This is a genomic window from Herbaspirillum sp. SJZ099, from assembly GCF_007828355.1.
Taxonomy (GTDB): Bacteria; Pseudomonadota; Gammaproteobacteria; order Burkholderiales; family Burkholderiaceae_D; genus Herbaspirillum.
The window spans coordinates 138,196-154,717 of the sequence record NZ_VIUO01000009.1; the positions used below are offsets into that span (position 1 = coordinate 138,196).

The 16,522-nt window shown below is 63.3% G+C and carries 13 protein-coding genes; 7 read left to right on the plus strand and 6 right to left on the minus strand.

Annotated elements, in window-relative coordinates; genetic code table 11:
- Window positions 1-65: 65 nt before the first annotated feature.
- From FB597_RS17475 to FB597_RS17485, 3 genes are read right to left on the minus strand one after another with little or no spacing between them, the layout of a single operon-like run.
- Window positions 66-1,919, minus strand: a complete 1,854-nt coding sequence (locus tag FB597_RS17475; protein ID WP_144770225.1) for a dipeptide ABC transporter ATP-binding protein — start codon at window positions 1,917-1,919, stop codon at window positions 66-68.
- A 26-nt stretch (window positions 1,920-1,945) separates the two neighbouring features.
- The gene (locus tag FB597_RS17480; RefSeq protein ID WP_144770226.1) at window positions 1,946-2,980 is read right to left on the minus strand and encodes an isoaspartyl peptidase/L-asparaginase family protein; all 1,035 of its coding nucleotides are present in this window, start codon (window positions 2,978-2,980) and stop codon (window positions 1,946-1,948) included.
- Window positions 2,977-3,930 (minus strand): MurR/RpiR family transcriptional regulator, encoded by a 954-nt coding sequence (locus tag FB597_RS17485; protein WP_221292287.1) that lies wholly within the window; start codon window positions 3,928-3,930, stop codon window positions 2,977-2,979. The genes FB597_RS17480 and FB597_RS17485 overlap by 4 nt, the downstream gene beginning before the upstream one ends.
- Window positions 3,931-4,050: 120 nt before the next feature.
- On the opposite strand from FB597_RS17485, the gene FB597_RS20395 reads away from it, so the two are divergent.
- The 7 genes from FB597_RS20395 to parC all read left to right on the plus strand — a co-directional run bounded on the left by FB597_RS20395 (window position 4,051) and on the right by parC (window position 13,810).
- Window positions 4,051-4,251 carry a hypothetical protein gene (locus tag FB597_RS20395; RefSeq protein ID WP_222428656.1) on the plus strand — a complete coding sequence of 67 codons (201 nt, stop codon included), beginning with the start codon at window positions 4,051-4,053 and terminating at the stop codon, window positions 4,249-4,251.
- A gap of 87 nt (window positions 4,252-4,338) precedes the next feature.
- Window positions 4,339-5,274: a LysR family transcriptional regulator gene (locus tag FB597_RS17490; protein ID WP_144770227.1), complete on the plus strand. Its 936-nt coding sequence runs from the start codon at window positions 4,339-4,341 to the stop codon at window positions 5,272-5,274.
- Window positions 5,275-5,648: 374 nt separating this feature from the next.
- Entirely contained in the window at window positions 5,649-6,965 is a 1,317-nt protein-coding gene (locus tag FB597_RS17495) for an MFS transporter (protein ID WP_141914709.1), read from the plus strand.
- Between the two features lie 92 nt (window positions 6,966-7,057).
- Entirely contained in the window at window positions 7,058-7,735 is a 678-nt protein-coding gene (locus FB597_RS17500) for a DUF2848 domain-containing protein (RefSeq protein WP_144770228.1), read from the plus strand.
- Window positions 7,736-7,839: 104 nt separating this feature from the next.
- Window positions 7,840-9,192 carry an amidase gene (locus tag FB597_RS17505; RefSeq protein ID WP_144770229.1) on the plus strand — a complete coding sequence of 451 codons (1,353 nt, stop codon included), beginning with the start codon at window positions 7,840-7,842 and terminating at the stop codon, window positions 9,190-9,192.
- Window positions 9,193-9,443: 251 nt separating this feature from the next.
- Window positions 9,444-11,444 (plus strand): DNA topoisomerase IV subunit B, encoded by a 2,001-nt coding sequence (locus tag FB597_RS17510; protein WP_144770230.1) that lies wholly within the window; start codon window positions 9,444-9,446, stop codon window positions 11,442-11,444.
- Window positions 11,445-11,494: 50 nt separating this feature from the next.
- The gene (parC, locus tag FB597_RS17515) at window positions 11,495-13,810 is read left to right on the plus strand and encodes a DNA topoisomerase IV subunit A (protein WP_144770231.1); all 2,316 of its coding nucleotides are present in this window, start codon (window positions 11,495-11,497) and stop codon (window positions 13,808-13,810) included.
- A gap of 76 nt (window positions 13,811-13,886) precedes the next feature.
- Here parC and FB597_RS17520 read toward each other — a convergent pair whose 3' ends face one another.
- The 3 genes from FB597_RS17520 to FB597_RS17530 all read right to left on the minus strand — a co-directional run bounded on the left by FB597_RS17520 (window position 13,887) and on the right by FB597_RS17530 (window position 16,333).
- On the minus strand, window positions 13,887-15,065 hold the full coding sequence (locus FB597_RS17520; protein WP_255517207.1) for an MFS transporter: 1,179 nt from the start codon (window positions 15,063-15,065) through the stop codon (window positions 13,887-13,889).
- A 498-nt stretch (window positions 15,066-15,563) separates the two neighbouring features.
- A complete protein-coding gene (locus FB597_RS17525) occupies window positions 15,564-15,881 on the minus strand; it encodes a hypothetical protein (protein WP_144770233.1) in 318 nt (105 codons plus the stop codon).
- Between the two features lie 104 nt (window positions 15,882-15,985).
- Window positions 15,986-16,333, minus strand: coding sequence for a hypothetical protein (locus FB597_RS17530; protein WP_144770234.1), 348 nt, complete (start codon window positions 16,331-16,333; stop codon window positions 15,986-15,988).
- Window positions 16,334-16,522: the final 189 nt, after the last annotated feature.

The window sequence follows — 16,522 nt, forward strand, 5'->3', positions numbered from 1 at the left end:
GTGGTTGATACTGCCTGTTGCGCTACTTGGATGACTTCATTTACTGCAAACACTACTACCGGCAATCAGAAAGCCCCGGCAATACGATGCGTAGCCACGAAATGGCCCGGCGCGACCTCTTTCAGGGGCGCCACATTGGGCTCGTCGCCCACCATCCGGATCGGGCTGGGGATCTCGTCGGTCATCAGCTTCTTGCCCGGCTGGCGCAAGGTCGGGTCGGCTACCGGCACCGCCGCCATCAGCTTGCGGGTATACGGATGCTGCGGGTTTTCGAAGATGGCGCGGCGCGGGCCGATCTCGACGATCTGCCCCAGGTACATCACCGCCACGCGGTGGCTGATGCGCTCCACCACCGCCATGTCGTGCGAGATGAAGATGAAGGAAATACCCAATTCAGCCTGCAGATCGAGCATCAGGTTGACGATCTGCGCCTGGATCGACACATCCAGCGCCGACACCGACTCGTCGGCGATCACGATCTTAGGGTTCAGCGCCAGGGCGCGCGCGATGCAGATGCGCTGGCGCTGGCCGCCGGAGAATTCATGCGGATAACGCTGGCCGTATTCCGGCGTCAGCCCTACGCGCGTGAGCAAGGCATCGACGCGCTCGCGCGCGCCCTCCTTCATGCCATGCACCAGCAGCGGCTCCATGATGGAATAGCCGACCGTCATGCGCGGGTCGAGCGAGGCGAACGGATCCTGGAAGATGAACTGGATGTCGCGCCGCAAGTGGCGCAACTCCAAGCGCGGCAATTGCGCCAGGTCGCGCCCGCCGAACTCGACGCGGCCGCCGGCGATATCCACCAGCCGCAGCAGCGAACGCCCGGTGGTCGACTTGCCGCAACCGGACTCGCCGACGATGGCCAGCGTCTCGCCCGCATACAGATCGAAATTGACCTTCTCCACCGCATGCACGCGTTGTCTGACGCGACCGAAGATGCCGCTCTTGACGTCGAAACGGGTAGTCAGGTCGCGCACCTTCAAGATCGGCTGGCGCTGCCCGGCGATCTCTTGCTGGCCTTGCAGTTCGGTGGCGATGGCTTGCGGCTGTGCTTCGGCCTCGGCGGCGATGCCGAAGCGGCGCGGCTTGTCGGTGCCGCGCATCGAACCCAGGCGAGGCACCGCCGCCAGCAAGGCTTGGGTATAGGGATGGGCAGGCGCGGCAAAGAGGCTCTTCACCTCGTTTTCCTCGACCTTCTCGCCGCGGCACATCACCACCACGCGGTCGGCCACTTCGGCCACCACGCCCATGTCGTGGGTGATGAAGATCACGCCCATCTGCATCTCTTCCTGCAGCGAACGGATCAGTTGCAGGATCTGCGCCTGGATGGTCACGTCCAGCGCCGTGGTCGGCTCATCGGCGATCAAGAGCGACGGCTTGCACGACAAGGCCATGGCGATCATCACGCGCTGGCGCATGCCGCCCGAGAGCTGGTGCGGATGGCGCCCCAACACGCGTTTGGCCTCCGGAATACGCACAATCTCCAGCATGCGCAACGCTTCGGCCCGCGCCGCCGCATGGCCTTTGCCCTGGTGCAGGCGGATCGATTCGGCGATCTGTTCGCCGACGGTGAATACCGGGTTGAGCGAGGTCATCGGTTCCTGGAAGATCATCGCGATCTCGGCGCCGCGGATGCTGCGCATGGTAGCGCTGTCGGCACGGGCCAGGTCGAGCGACTGGCCGTTGCGGCGCAGGAACTGCATGCCGCCCTGGACGATCTTGCCGCCGCCATGTTCGATCAGGCGCATGATCGCCAGCGACGACACCGACTTGCCGGAACCCGATTCGCCGACAATGGCCAGGGTCTCGCCGCGGCCGACATGGAATGAAAGGCCGCGTACCGCCTCCACCGTCCGCTCGGAGGTGGAAAAGCTTACGCTCAGGTTGCTGACGTCCAGCACGCGTTGTGGCTGTTGCATTTCTGTTTTCTCCCGCCCGGCGCCGTTCAGCATCCGGACTGCTCAGGCTGCTCGGACTGATATATCGCCGTCACCGGCGCCAGTTCTCCACGCCCATAAGCACGATACATGCCCTCGGTATTGAAGGGCAGCGCCAGGTTGCCCTGCGCGTCCAGCGCGATCAGGCCGCCGCGGCCGCCGATCATCGGCAGCAATTGGAATACCACCTTGTCGGTCGCCTGTTGCAGCGTGTCGCCGGCATAAGCCATGCGCGCGGCCACGTCATAGCAGGCGGCCGCGCGCATGAAGGCCTCGCCGGTGCCGGTGGCCGATACCGCCGCGGTCGAATTGGAGGCATAGCAACCGGCGCCGATCAACGGCGAGTCGCCCACGCGGCCGGGTTGCTTGTTGGTGATGCCGCCGGTCGAGGTGGCGGCGGCCAGGTTGCCGAACTTGTCCAGCGCCACCGCGCCCACGGTGCCGAACTTGTTGTCGGGGTCGAGCGGCGCCTTTTCCTGATCGCCTTCACGGCCTTCATGGCCGCCCTCGCCGCCTTGCCGGGCGAAGGCGAAGGATGCGGCGTCATGGTCGAGCATCGCCCCGGCCTGCCCGCGCACGCGCAGCCACTGCTGATGGCGCGCGTCGGTATGGAAATAGCCGGGCTCGACCATCTCCACCCCATGCCGGGCCGCGAAGGATTCCGCGCCCTGCCCGACCAGCAGCACATGCTCGCTCTGTTCCATCACGGCGCGCGCGGCCAGCACCGGGTTGCGGATATGGGTGACGCAGGCCACCGCGCCGGCGGCCAGGTCGATGCCGCTCATCACGCTGGCGTCCAGCTCATGCTTGCCCTCGCTGGTGTACACCGCGCCATGCCCGGCGTTGAACAGCGGACAGTCTTCCAGCAGGCGCACCGCCTCGGTGACCGCCGCCAGCGCCGAACCGCCGGCGTTGAGCACGGCCTGGCCGGCGGCGACGATATCGGCCAGCGCCTGGTGGTAGCCCGCTTCTTCTTCCGCGCTGAGGGAATGGCGGGAAATCGTTCCCGCGCCGCCGTGGATGGCGATGACCGGAGTATTCATGCTTTCGTCTTTCCTTTGGATTGGGCGGCAGTTCTGCCTGCCGGCCTGGCGGACTTGCCGACCGGCGTCGTCCCCGGGCGCTGCTGTTGCGGCAGGTACAGCCACGGCAGCACGAATTCAGCCATCTGCGAAGCCGCCTGCACCGAGCGGCTGGCGCGATGCGCGACCGCGTCGCACAACGCCTGGATCAGGATCAGCGCCGCCGCATCGGAAGTCGGCGAGAGCTTGCGGTCGGTCTGCGCGAAGATTGTCACATCGGCCAGCGGCGCCAGCGGCGAGCCCGGCACATCGGTAATGGCGAGGATTTTCGCGCCCTTCTCCACCGCCCGCTGGGTCAGCCAGACGGTGTCGGCCGCATAGCGCGGAAACACCATCGGGATCACCAGGTCGCGGCTGTCGAGCTTGAAGAACTGGCGGCCGGCCTGCGACGGCCCGCCGGCCAACGCTACCGACGACACGGTGCGCACATAGGGTTCCAGCGCATGCGCCATCAGCCCGGCCAGATAGGCGGAGGCGCCGAAGCCGGTGATGAAGATGCGCTCGGCGGCCAGGATCATGTCCACCGCCTGCTCGCACTGCGCGGGCGAGAGCATGCGGCGGGTGGCCTCGATGTTGTGGATGTCGTTCTCGAAGGCGGCGGCCATGATCTCGGCGCTGGTGGCCGGGCGCTGCACTTCGTTGCGCAGCTTTTCCACCGGCGCCAGCGTGGTGGCGAAATCGGACACCAGCGCGGCGCGGAACGAGGCGTAGCCGTCGAAACCCAGCGCATGGGCGAACCGGTTGGCGGTGGCGACCGAGATGCCGGCCGCTTCCGACAGTTCGTCAATGGTCATGGTGGCGGCGCGGAAGGGATTTCCCAGCACATAGTCGGCCGTCTTGCGGTGCGACTTGGACAATTGCGGATACAGCTTGCCCACGGTCTGCGCCACAGCGCCCGCGCCTTGCAGCATGATGTTTTTCGGCTGTTGCGTCACAGTCCGCCTGCCCCATGAAAGTGTTTTTATCGATGCCTTGAGGCGCTTCTTACCGGCCACTTACTCGCCATTTACTGGCCACTTGCCCGGAGGCAGATGGCCGTCTCCGGCGCTCAAGAAAAATGTAAATATATTTTCATTTTATTGGAGAGTAAAGAAAAAATACTTTCAAAAACAGAATATCCATATTTGCACCAGAAATACCCTAAAAATCCTTCGAGATGCACTGTTATAGATGCTTTTTCTATCGCGCCGCACCAAAAACGAGAACATCCAAAAACCAGCGGCAGTGGATAAAATACGCTCCTTTGCGGACGCATGGCGGCAAAACGATTTCGCCTGCCCCGCATCCCTCCTTCCCCTCACCCAGCCAACTCCAGCGCCATGAATATCCGCTTCCTAGAAACCTTCGTCTGGCTGGCCAGGCTGCGCAATTTCCGGCTCACCGCCGAACGCCTGCACACCACGCAAGCCGCCGTCTCCAGCCGCATCGCCTCGCTCGAACAGGACTTCGGCGTACGCCTGTTCGACCGCAGCGCGCGCGAGGTGGCGCTGACCGCCGACGGCAGCAAGGCGCTGGTGTATGCCGAACGCATGGTCAAGCTCATGCGCGAGATGAAGGACGACATGTCCGACAAGCAGGTCTACGCCGGCGTGATCCGCATCGGCGTCATCGAATCGATCGTCCATAGCTGGTTTCCCGATTTCCTCGGCCGTCTGCACAAGACCTTCCCGCGCCTGCAGATCGAAATCGCCAGCGATACCACCATCCACCTGCACGAGCAGTTCAGCAAAGGCAACCTCGACCTGGTGCTGCAGGCCGAACCGGTGATCGGCCCGCAGGTCAGCAACATCGCGCTGTGCGAGTTCCCGATGCGCTGGGTCGGCAGCCCCAAGCTCGACATCGGCAGCGAGACGCTGACGCTGTCCGACCTGGCGGCCTTCCCGGTGGTCAGCTTCGCGCGCAACTCCGGCCCGCATGCGGTGATCGAACGCATGTTCTCCAGCAGCGAACGCGGCAACCTGCATATCAACTGCATCGCCTCGGTGGCGACCATGATCCGGCTGGTGACCGACGGCTTCGGCATCGCGGCGGTGCCGCCGGCCATCATCCAGCGCGAGCTGAATGAAGAGATATTGCACCTGCTGCGGGTCGATACCGAGTTTCCGGCGCTGGCCCTGATCGCCTGCTTCCGCTCAGACCATGAGAATCCGCTGACCGAGACCGTGGCCCGCATCGCACAGGAAACGGCGTCCGACTTCGCACTCAATTGGGGACATGAGATCGCCCGCCTGCCTTCGCCCCTGGCCGCAGGCTGAATCGCCAATCCGAAATCCGTCGTCCCGGCGCAGGCCGGGACCCAGTGTCTTTCGTTGTGCCTCAACGGCCGCTGAACGACGCCGGGCCCTGGCCTTCGTCAGGGCGACGGAGATAAATAATCCAGCTTGAGTGCATGGTATTGGCGCAAACACGCCCCGCTTTTGCTCATAAGATTTTTCAATCAATCCTGTTCAGATTTTCTTGTTGGACAGCGTCCCGCCCTCATCCCCATACTGAATTAAGACCGGCACCCGCCATGCGCCATCGCATGCGCCTGGCAATCACAAGAACCCGACCGGCTCCGCACACTGTCCAGACACCCGCGCGCCGCCGCAAACCGGCCGAGGCTCATCAATAATTAGGGAGGTAATGCATGTCTTATTCCACATCAGCCGCACTCGATCCGGTATCGGGCGCCGGCTGCAACCCATCCGCGATGGATGCCACCTATCGCAAGATCGCCTGGCGCCTGATTCCGTTTCTGGTCTTCCTGTTCGTGCTGGCCTGGATCGACCGCGTCAACGTCGGCTTCGCCAAGCTGTCGATGCTGCAGGACCTGCAATTCTCCGAAGCCGTCTACGGCCTGGGCGCGGGCATCTTCTTCATCGGCTACTTCCTGTTCGAAGTGCCCAGCAACCTGCTGCTGGAAAAGATCGGCGCACGCAAGACGCTGGCGCGCATCACCATCCTGTGGGGCCTGGCCTCGATGGCGATGGCCTATGTCACCACCCCGACCAGCTTTTACATCCTGCGCTTCCTGCTGGGGGTGTTCGAAGCCGGCTTCTTCCCCGGCGTGGTGCTGTACCTGACCTACTGGTTCCCGGCCCAGCGCCGGGCCCGCGTCAACGGCCTGTTCATGACCTCGTTCGCCATCGCCGGCGCCGTCGGCGGCCCGATCGCCGGCCTCATCATGAGCGGCATGGAAGGCGTCGGCCACCTGGCCAACTGGCAGTGGCTGTTCATCATCGAAGGCATTCCCTCGCTGCTGGCAGGCCTGGCGGTACTGGCCTGGCTCCCGGAAAAACCGGCCAACGCCAAGTGGCTGTCGGACGCCGAAAAAGTCGCCGTGACGCAAACCCTGGCCGCCGAGAACAGCGCCCCCGGCAAGCACTTCTCGTTCAAGGACGCCTGCGCCAGCTACCGCGTATGGATCTGCGCCGCCGTGTACTTCTGCGTGGTCAGCGGCAACGCCACCATCGCCTTCTGGGCGCCGTCGATCATCAAGGAGATCGGCATCAAGGGCAACCTGCAGATCGGCCTGATCTCGGCCATCCCGTTCATCGCCGGCACGCTGGCCATGGTGTGGAACGGCATCCACTCCGACAAGACCGGCGAGCGCCGCATGCATAGCGCCATCGCCACGCTGATCGCCTGTATCGGCCTGGTGGCCACCGGCCTGACGCTGGGCAACGCCGCCGTCGCCCTGTGCTCGCTGACGGTCGCCGCCATCGGCATCCTGGCCGCGTTCCCGGTGTTCTGGTCGATCCCCGGGGCGTTCCTGGCCGGCACCGCGGCCGCCGGCGGCATCGCGCTGATCAATTCGATCGGCAACCTGGCCGGCTTCGTCGCGCCGTACATGATCGGCGCGCTCAAGACCAGCACCGGCTCCTTGTCTTCCGGCCTGTACTTCGTGGCCGCGCTCGAATTCCTCGCCAGCTTCCTGGTGGTGGTGTTCATCAAGAAGCAGTAAGCCGCATTCCGCATTTCAGCTTTCCCCCGCCGGAACCGCACGGTTCCGGCGTTTGATTCACGCAATCGTTATTGAATATTGAAGCAACCGCCATGAAGCTCTCTTTCTCCCTCCCCGACAACGGCACCGTGAGCGCCGACATCCACACCCTGGTCATCGCCGGCTGGGCCGGCCGCGACATGGCCGCCATCGAACACCACATCGAAGAACTGGAAGCCCTGGGCATTTCGCGCCCCAGCGCAGTGCCGCTGTTCTACCGCGTCTCGACCAACCAGCTCACGCAAGCCAACGACGTGCAGGTGCTGGGCTTCGAGTCCTCCGGCGAAGTCGAAACCTTCGTCTTCAACGCCGGCGGCGAGCTGTATGTCTCGATCGCCTCCGACCACACCGACCGCAAGCTGGAAGCGCACAGCGTGGCCTTCTCCAAGCAGGCCTGCGTCAAGCCGGTCGGCACCGGCGCCTGGAAGCTGGCCGACGTGGCCGAGTACTGGGACGAGCTGGTGATCCGCTCCTGGATCGAAGAAAACGGCGCCACCGTGCTGTACCAGGAAGGGCCGTTGTCCTCGCTGCGCACGCCGGCCGACCTGATCGCCCGCTTCACCGACGGCAGCGCCGTGCTGCCCGAAGGCTGCGGCATGACCTGCGGCACCGTCGGCGCCATCGGCGGCATCCGCCCGGCGGCCTCCTTCACCATGGAATTGTTCGACCCGCGCCGCGGCCGCTCGCTGCGTCACGCCTATGTGGCGCAGTCGCTGGCTGAAGTGGCCTGATTCATCGCCCTGTGCCATTCATGTCGCCCCTGCTTGCGCGGGGACGACCGCCTGCCTGGTGCGCTACACTCTTTCCCTCCATCGACTGCACGACAATGCCGACCATGCTCCCCACACTCTCCCGACTCGCCGCCGACCTCGCGGCTGGCCGCACCACTTCCGTTGAATTGACCGAACAGGCGCTGGCCAGGATCGCCGACGCCAACGGCGAAGGCGCGCGCGTGTTCACCAGCGTCTATGCCAACCAGGCGCGCGCCGCCGCCAAAGCGTCCGACACGCTGCGCGCGGCCGGCCTTGCCCGCTCGCCCATCGATGGCTTGCCGGTCTCGGTCAAGGACCTGTTCGACGTGGCCGGCGAAACCACGCTGGCCGGTTCGGTGGTGTTGCGCGGCAAACCGGCCGCTGCCGCCAACTCGGTGGTGGTGCAGAACCTGATCAACGCCGGCGCCATCGTGATCGGCAAGACCAACATGACCGAGTTCGCCTATTCCGGCCTGGGCATCAATCCGCATTACGGCACCCCGAAAAATGCCTGGCAGCGCGACGTGGATGGCGGCCGCATCCCGGGCGGCTCATCCTCGGGCGCCGCCATCTCGGTCACCGACGGCATGGCGTTTGCCGCCATCGGCTCGGACACCGGCGGCTCGGTGCGCATCCCCTCGGCCTTCAACGGCCTGACCGGCTTCAAGCCGACGGCCTCGCGCGTATCGATGAAAGGTGTGCTGCCGCTGTCGGAATACCTGGATTCGATCGGCCCGCTGGCCGCCTCGGTCGAGTGCTGTGCCATCATGGACGCGGTGCTGTCCGGCGAAGACTACGCCGCCCCCATCCCCCATCCGCTGCGCGGCCTACGCCTCCTGGCGCCGACCAATGTAGTGCTGGACGGCATGGACGACCAGGTGGCCGCCGCTTACCGGGCGGCCTTGGCCAAGCTGGCCGCCGCCGGCGCGGTGATCGTCGAGCAGCCGCTGCCGGCCTTCGGCGAACTGGCCGCGATCAACGCCAAGGGCGGCTTCACCGCCGCCGAGGCCTATGCCTGGCACCGCGAACTGATCGCCGAAAACAAGGCAGGCTACGACCAGCGCGTGGTCTCGCGCATCCTGCGCGGCAAGGACATGGGCGCGGCCGACTTGCTGGACGTGATCCACGCCCGCCGCCGCTGGATCGCCAACACCGAAGCGCAGCTGGACGGCTTCGACGCGCTGGCGATGCCGACCGTGCCGGTCGTGGCGCCCAAAATCGCCGACCTGCAAGCCAGCGACGACGCCTACTACGCCGCCAATGGCCTGATCCTGCGCAACCCGACGCTGATCAACTTCCTCGACGGCTGCGCCATCTCCCTGCCTTGCCAGCAGCCCGGCAACGCGCCGGTCGGCCTGTCGCTGGCCGCGCCCGGCGGCCAGGACCGCCGTTTGCTGTCGATCGCGCGGGCGGTCGAAAGCCTGCTGGCTGCCTGATACCCGCACGCCCGCCCCCCTCGCGCCGCCGTCCGCCGACGGCGGCGCACCGCCCTCGCAGCCGCGCGCCGGCCGCCAAAAACACCTCATTTCCAAAAAGCAATTTTCTGCTTGGCGCAATTTTCATTAGAATGCGCAGTTGGCACCGCATGCCGCAGGCTCTCTGACAGGTTCTCAAGGCCGGCATGTGCTGTCATTTTGGCTACACATTGATTTGCGGCCGCTCTCCGACCAGACCCAATCTCACCTGCATGGCAACCAAGAAAACATCCCCGTCCGATTACAGTGAATCATCGATCCGCGTCCTCAAGGGCCTGGAACCGGTCAAGCAGCGCCCGGGCATGTACACCCGCACCGAGAATCCGCTGCACATCATCCAGGAGGTCATCGACAACGCTTCCGACGAAGCGCTGGGCGGCTACGGCAAGAGCATCATCGTCACCCTGAATGCCGACGGCAGCGTCGCCGTGGAGGATGACGGCCGCGGCATCCCGGTCGGCCTGCACCCGGAAGAACAGGTGCCCACCGTCGAGATCGTGTTCACCCGCCTGCACGCCGGCGGCAAGTTCGACAAGGGTTCGGGCGGCGCCTACGCGTTCTCGGGCGGCTTGCACGGCGTCGGCGTGTCGGTCACCAACGCGCTGTCCACGCGCCTGGAAATCACCGTCTGGCGCAAGGACGAGCAAGGCAATGCCGTACACACGCTGGCCTTCTCCGGCGGCGACGTGATCGAGAAACTCCGGTCGCGCCCGGCCGGCCGCGACGACAAAAAATCCGGCACCCGCGTCACCGTCTGGCCGGATGTCAAATATTTCGACTCGCCCACCATCCCGCTGGGCGAGCTGCAGCGCCTGCTGCGCTCCAAGGCGGTGCTGCTGCCGGGCGTGAAGGTCACGCTGGTCAACGCCAAGAGCGGCGATACCCAGACCTGGCAATACGACCAGGGCCTGCGCGGCTACCTGATGGAGCAACTGGCCCAGTCCAGCAACAGCGAACCGCTGATCCCGCTGTTCGAAGGCGAACAGTACGCCGGCCGCGATGCCGAAGGCTTCGCCGAGGGCGAAGGCGCGGCCTGGGTCGTGGCCTGGACCGAGGAAGGCGCCGTGGTGCGCGAGTCCTACGTCAACCTGATCCCCACCTCCAACGGCGGCACCCATGAATCCGGCCTGCGCGAAGGCCTGTTCTCGGCGGTCAAGAGCTTCGCCGAGATGCACTCGCTGCTGCCCAAGGGCGTCAAGCTGCTGGCCGAAGACGTCTTCGCGCGCGTGTCCTTCGTGCTGTCGGCCAAGGTGCTGGATCCGCAATTCCAGGGCCAGATCAAGGAACGCCTGAACTCGCGCGACGCCGTGCGCCTGGTGGCCGGCTATTCGCGCCCGGCGCTGGAGCTGTGGCTGAACCATCACGTCGACTACGGCAAGAAGCTGGCCGAGCTGGTGATCAAGCAGGCGCAAAGCCGCCTGCGCTCGGCGCAGAAGGTCGAGAAGAAGAAGTCGTCCGGCGTGGCCGTCTTGCCCGGCAAGCTGACCGACTGCGAATCCTCCGACGTCTCGCGCAACGAACTGTTCCTGGTCGAGGGCGACTCCGCCGGCGGCTCGGCCAAGATGGGCCGCGACAAGGAGTTCCAGGCCATCCTGCCGCTGCGCGGCAAGGTCCTGAACGCCTGGGAAACCGAACGCGACCGCCTGTTCGCCAACAACGAAATCCACGACATCGCGGTAGCCATCGGCGTCGACCCGCATGGCATCAACGACACGCCCGACCTGTCCGGCCTGCGCTACGGCAAGATCTGCATCCTCTCCGATGCCGACGTGGACGGCTCGCACATCCAGGTGCTGCTCTTGACGCTGTTCTTCAAGCATTTCCCCAAGCTGATCGAAAACGGCAACATCTGCGTGGCGCGCCCGCCGCTGTACCGGGTGGACGCCCCGGCGCGCGGCAAGAAGCCGGTGCAGAAGCTGTACGCCCTGGACGACGGCGAGCTGGAAGCCATCGAAGACAAGCTGCGCAAGGACGGCCTGAAGGAAGGCGCCTGGGCCATCTCGCGCTTCAAGGGCCTGGGTGAGATGAACGCCGAGCAGTTGTGGGAAACCACCATGAACCCCGACACCCGCCGCCTGCTGCCGATCGGCTTTGGCGAACCCGGCGTGCAAAGTACCGAAGAGCGCTTCACCATGCTCATGGGCAAGGGCGAAGCCGCCTCGCGCCGGGCATGGATCGAGGAACACGGCAATGAGGCCGAGGCCGATATCTGATCGCCCCGCCCCGACATGACCGACCGAACACAGATTATTAGCAAAGCTCCATGACCGAACAAGCCAACCTGTTTGACCAGACCCCGCCCCCGCCGGACGGCGACTCGCTGACGCTGTCGACCTTTGCCGAGCGCGCCTACCTCGACTACGCGATCTCGGTGGTCAAGGGCCGCGCCCTGCCCGACGTCGCCGACGGCCAGAAGCCGGTGCAGCGCCGCATCCTGTACGCGATGAACGAGCTGGGCCTGAACGCCACCGCCAAGCCGCGCAAGTCCGCCGCCGTGGTCGGCGACGTGCTGGGCAAGCTGCACCCGCACGGCGACCAGTCGGTGTACGACGCGCTGGTGCGCATGGCGCAGGATTTCTCGCTGCGCTATCCGCTCATCGACGGCCAGGGCAACTTCGGCTCGCGCGACGGCGATGGCGCTGCGGCGATGCGTTACACCGAAGCCCGCCTGACGCCCATCAGCAAACTGCTGCTCGACGAGATCGACATGGGCACGGTGGAGTTCCAGCCCAACTACGACGGCTCCACCGAAGAACCCAAGCTGCTGCCGGCGCGCCTGCCCTTCCTGCTGCTCAACGGCGCCTCCGGCATCGCGGTCGGCATGGCCACCGAAATCCCCTCGCACAACCTGACCGAAGTGGCCAGGGCGGCGGTAGCGATGATCCGCAATCCAAAGATCAGCCATGCCGAACTGATGGCGCTGATCCCCGGCCCCGACTTCCCCGGCGGCGGCCAGATCATCACGCCGCAATCCACCATCGCCGAGATGTACCAGAGCGGCCGCGGCAGCCTCAAGGTGCGCGCACGCTGGAAGATCGAAGACCTGGCGCGCGGCCAGTGGCAGGCGGTGATCACCGAACTGCCGCCGGGCGTCTCCTCCCAGCGCGTGCTGGAAGAGATCGAAGAACTGACCAACCCCAAGGTCAAGCTGGGCAAGAAGACGCTCACGCCCGAGCAGCAATCGCAAAAGGCCGCCATCCTCGGTCTGCTCGACGCCGTGCGCGACGAATCCGGCCGCGACGCCCCGGTGCGCCTGGTGTTCGAACCGAAGTCCAAGAACCAGGACCAGACCGAGTTCATGAACACGCTGCTGGCCCAGACCTCGCTGGAAAGCAATGCCTCGCTCAACCTGGTGATGATCGGCGGCGACGGCCGCCCGCGCCAGAAGGGCCTGGCCGACATCCTCGGCGAATGGATCGGCTTCCGCTTCGAGACCGTCACCCGCCGCACGCAATTCCGCATGCAAAAGGTGAACGACCGCATCCACATCCTGGAAGGCCGGGAAGCGGTGCTGCTGAACATCGACAAGGTCATCAAGATCATTCGCGAATCGGATGAACCGAAGCCCGCGCTGATCGCCGCCTTCAAGCTGTCCGACCGCCAGGCCGAAGACATCCTGGAAATCCGCCTGCGCCAGTTGGCGCGCCTGGAAGCGATCAAGATCCAGCAAGAGCTGGCCGAGCTGCGCGGCGAGAAGAGCACGCTGCAAGACCTGCTCGACAACCCGGCCTCGATGAAGAAGCTGGTGATCAAGGAAATCGAAGGCGACGCCAAGCAATACGGCGACGAGCGCCGCACCATCATCGAAGAAGCCGAACGCGCCACCTTCGAACAGAAGGTGATCGACGAACCGGTCACCGTGATCATCTCGCAAAAGGGCTGGGTGCGTGCGCGCACCGGCCACGGCCACGACGCCGCGCAATTCACCTTCAAGGCCGGCGACGGCCTGTACGGCGCCTTCGAATGCCGCACGGTCGACAACCTGCTGGCCTTCGGCTCCAACGGCCGGGTCTACACGATCGCCGTGAATGGCCTGCCCAACGCGCGCGGCGACGGCGTGCCCGTCACCACGCTGGTCGAACTGGCCAGCGGCAGCAACATCCTGCACTACTACGCCGGCCCGGCCGACGCCACGCTGCTGCTGGCCTCCGACGCCGGCGTGGGCTTTGTCGCCAAGGCCTCCGACATGTTCGGCCGCGTCAAGGGCGGCAAGGCCTTCTTCACGCTGGACGAAGGCGCCCTGCCCCTGGCCCCGCGCACGGTAGCAGCCGACGCCGGCGCCGTAGCCTGCCTCTCCGGCAACGGCCGCCTGCTGGTGTTCGGCCTGGACGAAATGAAGACGCTCTCCTCCGGCGGACGCGGCGTGAACCTGATGGAACTGGAGAAAAACGAAAAGCTCCTGGGCGCGCAAGCAATCAGCCAGAAGGGTGTCGTCGTCTACGGCATCGGCCGCGGCGGCAAGGCGCAGGAAGTGTCGTTGTCGGCGGCCGCGCTGGGCGTGCATATCGGCAAGCGGGCGCGTAAGGGGAAGGCGTTGGAGTCTAAGCTTAAGCCTGCGGGGTTGCGTGCCGAAACGTAATTGAACGTCCCCGAATCCAGTAATGAAAAACGGCCCCTGAGATTGACTCAGGGGCCGTTTTTCTTGTGCGTCAGCTTCAGTTGCGCCGTACGCTCGACCACATCACCAGCAAAGACGCCACGCAAGCCAAGGTGCCGGCCAGGAACGCCGCCGGATAACCATACAAACCAATCACCATGCCGACAATGGGACCGGTCAGCCCCGAAGCAACGTCGATGAACGCCATGAAACAAGCCACTGCCATGCCGCGCGAATGCGCCGGTACGCGCGCCATGGCCTGCACGCCCATCGAGGGAAACACCAGCGAGAAGCCGATGCCGGTCAGTACCGAACCGGCCAGCGCCATCATCGGGTCATGCGCCTGCCACAGCATTAACTGGCCGCACAGTTCGATGACGACGGAAACCGCGCCGACCTTGGCGCCGCCAATACGATCCGGCAGATGCGCGAAAAACAGCCGTACGCCGATATACCCCACCGAAAACCCGAGAATGGCGTAACCCGCCCCCTGCCAACCGTAACTGCCATAGAACAGCACCAAGAAGCTGGTAAGGATGGCAAACGGCATCGCACTGAATGCCAGAGCCAGCCCAAAGCGCCAGATCAGCGCCAGCGCGCCCATGAAGGACAAGCCTTGCAGATGCCCGCGCGAAACCGCCAGCGCCGACAGCATGCGGGCGATGACAAAGCCCAGCAAGGGCAGCACGATAGTCGTCCAGGCAACGCCCGCAAAGCCGAAGCGCTGCTGGATCGCCACGCCCAGCGGCCCGCCTATGCCCAGCGCGGCGAACATGGCGATGCCCTGCCAGGCCATCACCTTGCCGGTCTTGGCAATGCCCACGCGACCGATGCCCCAAGTCATGGTGCCGGTCAGGAACAGGCTCTCGGCCGGCCCCATCAGCAAGCGCCCCAGCGTCAGCACGGCGATGCTGCCCAGGGGATTGGCGATCCAGGTCGACACCAGGTAAAGCAGGCCGGCGCATGACGCCATCGGCAAGCCAATGGAAACCGACTGCTTCGGCCCATGCCGGTCGCAATAAGCGCCGGCGAACTTGCGCGTCAGGATGGTAGCGAAAGACTGGATGCCGACGATCCAGCCCACCACGATGGCGCTGTAGCCCAGCGTGCCGTTCACATGCAGCGGCAAGGCCGGCAACGGGATGCCGATGCACAGGAAACCGGAAAACACGATAGCCACCAGCGGCAGCAGGTTGCGCGCAGCCGAGCGCTCTTGCTCGTTTTGTTGGATGTTCATGGACATGTTCAACCTCGCTGGACGGAAAGATCGGCGCGTGCGAAAACGGCAACCGCGGGAGGATTGAATACCGAATGTTGTAAAGGGGATAGGAAGAAGCCGTTTGTCATGCGCAAGCGCGCCGGCCGGGAAAGTCGTTTCAAGTTTTTCACCATAGCGTCTGAGGCATCGCAGGCGAACGCAGTCGCGCTTGGCAGCGATGCCGGATGGACGCGTTGGTTGACGTGAACGCTTACGTATTTCCGGGGTGGTTCGTTACCGGTTCAGGCAACGGCTGGAAATATTTGCAAAGATTATACAGATAATGTGCGGCGATGTTGGGGAAGATCCTTGTCGTCGCCGCTGGCCGAGGGCCAGGAAAATCTCTCTTTTTGGCTTGGTGCGGCTCCCTTTCGAATGGGGGAACTATCTTCTCAAATTTTCAGCGGGCCGAAAAATTCGGAGCAGGTCAATGAAGTTGCTCGTCTCTACGCGGGTACTTTTTTATCCACTGGGGTATTACAACGTCTTATCAATTTTTTCATTGCCAAGTTTCTTAGACGAGCTTAAAGAACCTAAAAAAGCTACAAGAATACCCAACCCACCAAATCCCAAAGGAACATATAAAAAAATAATAAGGGATGTTGATTGGTCTTGAATAAGAATATCGAACGCCCCACCCCATCCTCTATAAAAAACTGCCATGACAAAAAAAACGAATTGTGACCCCAATACTGTCACAAAGAAAATTGAAAAATATTTAAATCGACTCATCCACTGAGCAATTGCAGAACCAAATAAACCACCGAATATGCCGTACCAAAATCCGTCAAACATAATAATCTCCAACTAGCGATCGGCAGGTGATTTGACTGCAGCTTGTGTTGCACCACCTACAGATTGCCACTGTGGCGCCGATCAGATTGGAGTCCTGTCCCGAATTAACCATCCTTGGTATGAATCTGATTGAGAGATGTATTGATTTGATCTCCGCTGATTGTTTCGTCTGTTTCCTCATACCCTTCCGGTTTGTTGTAATTAAACTCAACATTAAATTTTCCATTGGGATAAAAAGTAAATTTAAATCCCCAAATTCTTTCTCCTGTTAATCCTGAGATATTTTCACGCAACCTCAATATCAGGCCCTGCAAATCAAATATTTTCCATCCAATAGAAATATCTTCCTCAATACCATCAGAAAGCCCTTGAACAGTAGTTGTACCGCCAAGATTCCCACTTAATATAGGTGCATCTATACGCAGGTATTCCCATGGACTGTTGATTTGCATTGAAAACTGACCCACTTTCCCCGGAAATTTGCATCCAAAGTTGACCCATGTTTAGACCACAATCCTGCTCATGACAGCGAGCAGGAGAACGGAGTTGACCTGACCTGAAAAAACTGGTCCGACTTGAAATTTCATATGCTATTGAAAAGGAGAGTCAGACCATGCCGAAAAAGCGATTCACATCCGAAG

What these genes read in the sequence shown, in the direction of transcription:
- FB597_RS17475 (WP_144770225.1), bottom strand. Translation starts at nt 1,919, where the DNA reads ATGCAACAGCCACAACGCGTGCTGGACGTCAGCAACCTGAGCGTAAGC.
- FB597_RS17480 (WP_144770226.1), bottom strand. Translation starts at nt 2,980, where the DNA reads ATGAATACTCCGGTCATCGCCATCCACGGCGGCGCGGGAACGATTTCC.
- FB597_RS17485 (WP_221292287.1), bottom strand. Translation starts at nt 3,930, where the DNA reads ATGCTGCAAGGCGCGGGCGCTGTGGCGCAGACCGTGGGCAAGCTGTAT.
- FB597_RS20395 (WP_222428656.1), top strand. Translation starts at nt 4,051, where the DNA reads ATGGCCGTCTCCGGCGCTCAAGAAAAATGTAAATATATTTTCATTTTA.
- FB597_RS17490 (WP_144770227.1), top strand. Translation starts at nt 4,339, where the DNA reads ATGAATATCCGCTTCCTAGAAACCTTCGTCTGGCTGGCCAGGCTGCGC.
- FB597_RS17495 (WP_141914709.1), top strand. Translation starts at nt 5,649, where the DNA reads ATGTCTTATTCCACATCAGCCGCACTCGATCCGGTATCGGGCGCCGGC.
- FB597_RS17500 (WP_144770228.1), top strand. Translation starts at nt 7,058, where the DNA reads ATGAAGCTCTCTTTCTCCCTCCCCGACAACGGCACCGTGAGCGCCGAC.
- FB597_RS17505 (WP_144770229.1), top strand. Translation starts at nt 7,840, where the DNA reads ATGCTCCCCACACTCTCCCGACTCGCCGCCGACCTCGCGGCTGGCCGC.
- FB597_RS17510 (WP_144770230.1), top strand. Translation starts at nt 9,444, where the DNA reads ATGGCAACCAAGAAAACATCCCCGTCCGATTACAGTGAATCATCGATC.
- parC (WP_144770231.1), top strand. Translation starts at nt 11,495, where the DNA reads ATGACCGAACAAGCCAACCTGTTTGACCAGACCCCGCCCCCGCCGGAC.
- FB597_RS17520 (WP_255517207.1), bottom strand. Translation starts at nt 15,065, where the DNA reads ATGAACATCCAACAAAACGAGCAAGAGCGCTCGGCTGCGCGCAACCTG.
- FB597_RS17525 (WP_144770233.1), bottom strand. Translation starts at nt 15,881, where the DNA reads ATGTTTGACGGATTTTGGTACGGCATATTCGGTGGTTTATTTGGTTCT.
- FB597_RS17530 (WP_144770234.1), bottom strand. Translation starts at nt 16,333, where the DNA reads ATGCAAATCAACAGTCCATGGGAATACCTGCGTATAGATGCACCTATA.